The organism is Variovorax sp. 20P10.2.4 (assembly GCF_058244205.1).
In genome coordinates this window covers 1-2511 of sequence record NZ_JBZAYE010000867.1, presented here as the reverse complement: position 1 = coordinate 2511, position 2511 = coordinate 1, and the positions used below count along the sequence as shown (strand labels likewise).

At 70.7% G+C, this 2511-nt stretch carries 3 protein-coding genes; all 3 read left to right on the top strand.

The features are described 5' to 3' along the window. Positions 1 to 540: TOBE domain-containing protein (locus AC27VN_RS38710; protein WP_490880103.1), on the top strand; the 540-nt coding region annotated here is incomplete at its 5' end. Between the two features lie 25 nt (positions 541 to 565). Continuing rightward, a complete protein-coding gene (locus tag AC27VN_RS38705) occupies positions 566 to 1642 on the top strand; it encodes an extracellular solute-binding protein (RefSeq protein ID WP_296788811.1) in 1077 nt (358 codons plus the stop codon). Between the two features lie 10 nt (positions 1643 to 1652). Next, complete coding sequence (locus AC27VN_RS38700; protein WP_296788809.1) at positions 1653 to 2477, top strand: ABC transporter permease; 825 nt, start codon at positions 1653 to 1655, stop codon at positions 2475 to 2477. The last annotated feature ends 34 nt before the right edge of the window (positions 2478 to 2511 follow it).

Sequence of the window (2511 nt, the reverse complement as noted above, 5' to 3'; positions counted from 1 at the left end):
CTCGATGCCAGCGTGCGCGGCCACCTGCGCGACCAGATCCGCGCGATCCAGCAGCGCTTCGGCGCCACCACCTTGCTGGTCACGCACGACCAGGAAGAGGCGCTCGCCATGGCCGACCGCGTGGCGATGCTCAAGGACGGCCGGCTGCTGCAGATCGCCACGCCGCGCGAGATCTACGAGCAGCCCGCGAGCCGCGCGGTGGCCGAGTTCGTCGGGCTCTCGACGATCCTGCCGGCCAGGGTGGCGGGCCTCAACAAGCTCGACCTGGGTTTCGCCCAGCTCGCCGCGCCCACCGGCATGCGCGCGCCCGGCACCGCGCTGCACGTGCTGGTGCGGCCCGAGCACATCGCGCCCGATCCCGCGCCCGGCACGCCGAACCGCATCGCGGGCCGCTGCGGCGCGCAGCGCTACCTCGGCTCGCTGACGCGCTACGACTTCGAGGTGCCGGGCGCCGCCAGGCCCTTTCTCGCCGAATCGGCGCGGCCGGCCACGGACGCCATCGCGATCGCGCCCGAACACCTTCGCCTGCTCGACCACTGAATCATCTACTCCCGAGGAGTCACCCATGCAACGCAGACATCTGATCCAGGCCGCCGGCGCCCTGCCCGTGCTGGCGCTCGCGCGCACCGCCTTCGCCTTCGACGGCCCCGAGCTCTACGCGGGCGAGAAGGCGCTCTACGCCGAGGCGCAGAAGGAAGGCCTGTGCGTCTCCTTCGACACCGGCCCCGAATGGGCCAACTGGAAGTCGCTGTTCCGCGACTTCAAGAAGCGCTATCCCGAGATCGAGCTGACCTACAACGACATCGGCTCGGCCGCCACCGTGGTCGCGCTGGAAAAAACGAAGCGCCGCCCGCAGGCCGACACCGCCTACTACTTCGCGGCCTCGGCCGTCGATGCCGCGAAGAAGGACGTGGTCGCGCCGTTCAAGCCCGTCAACTTCGACAAGCTGCCGGCCGTGTTCCGCGAGGCCGAGGGCCGCTGGTTCACCATCCACACGCTCAACATCGCGTTCCTCGTGAACAAGAAGCTGGTGAAGAACGTGCCCACCGGCTGGGCCGACCTGCTCAAGCCCGAGTTCAAGAGCACGGTGGTCTACCTCGACCCACGCTCCACCGGCATCGGCCAGGTGCTGACCTTCGCCGCGGCCTATGCCAACGGCGGCGGCGTCGACAACGTGCAACCCGGCACCGACTACCTCGGCAAGCTGCATGCGGCCGGCAACGTGCTGCGCGTGGAAGGCACCACGCCGTACGCCAAGTTCCTCAAGGGCGAGATCCCGGTCTGGATCAGCTACGAGAACGACGGCCTCAAGGCCAAGCACGTCGACGGCATGGGCGACGCGGTCGAGGTCGTGATCCCGAAGGAGGCCAGCGTGGCCGCGCCCTATGCGATCAGCCTGGTGAAGAACGGCCCGAACCCGAACGCCGGCAAGCTGTGGCTCAACTTCATCATGAGCGAGGCCGGCCAGTCGCTGTTCGCACAGGGCTTCGTGCGGCCCGCGGTGCCGGGCACGCCGCTGTCCGCCGACGTCGCCGCCAAGATGCCGGCCGCGCCGCAGATCAAGCCGCTCGACGTGGTGAAGGCCTCGGAGCGCAAGGCCGAGCTCGACAAGCTCTGGGCCCAGGCCGCGCTGGGGAAGTAGGCGCTTCGTGATGAGACGCTTCGGTGCCTGGCCCGCCTGGGCCTTCATGGCGCTGTTCTTCGCAGTGCCGCTGGCGGCGCTGCTGCCCGAGGCCTTCGCCGAGCGCGGCAGCGCCTTCGGCCGGCTGGTGGGCAACCCTTTGTTCTTCGGCGCGCTGCGCAACACGCTGGCGCTCGGGCTGGCGGCGGGCGCGGTGTCGGCGCTGGTCGGCACCTGCATCGCGATCGAGCTCGCGCGCCAGCCGGCCGCGCGGCGCCAGTGGCTGATGACCCTGCTGGGCCTGCCGCTGGCCTTCTCGGGGCTGGTGATCGCCTACGGCTTCATCCTGGCCTTCGGCCGCGCGGGCTTCGTGACCCAGCTGATGGCCGGGCTCGGCGCCGACCCGGCGGTGCTCGGCAGCTGGATCTACAGCGTGTCGGGCCTGGGCTTTGCCTATGCCTACTACCTGATCCCGCGCGTGGCGCTGTCGCTGTACCCGGTGTTCGCCAACCTCGACCCGCGCCCGGCGCAGGCCGCGCGCACGCTCGGCGCCTCGCGCGCCCGCGCCTTCTGGGACACGGTGCTGCCCGAGGTCGCGCCCTCGGTGCTGTCGAACGCCTGCATGGTGGCCGCGATCGCGATGGGCACCTACGGCACGGCGCTGGCGCTGGTGGGCACGCAGCTCAACATCCTGCCGCTGATGCTGCTGGCGCAGGTGGGCGACGGCGGTTCCGATTTCGCGGTGGCGGCGGCCCTGTCGCTGGTGCTGATGGTGGTGTGTGTGATCGTGATGGGAGTGGGCGATGTGCTTACGCGAAGGCGCGAACGCGGCGCGGTGGTCGGCGCCGGTCATTGAGGCGCTCGCGCGCCTCGCGCAACGGCAGCGCGGG

What these genes read in the sequence shown, in the direction of transcription:
- AC27VN_RS38705 (WP_296788811.1), top strand. Translation starts at nt 566, where the DNA reads ATGCAACGCAGACATCTGATCCAGGCCGCCGGCGCCCTGCCCGTGCTG.
- AC27VN_RS38700 (WP_296788809.1), top strand. Translation starts at nt 1,653, where the DNA reads ATGAGACGCTTCGGTGCCTGGCCCGCCTGGGCCTTCATGGCGCTGTTC.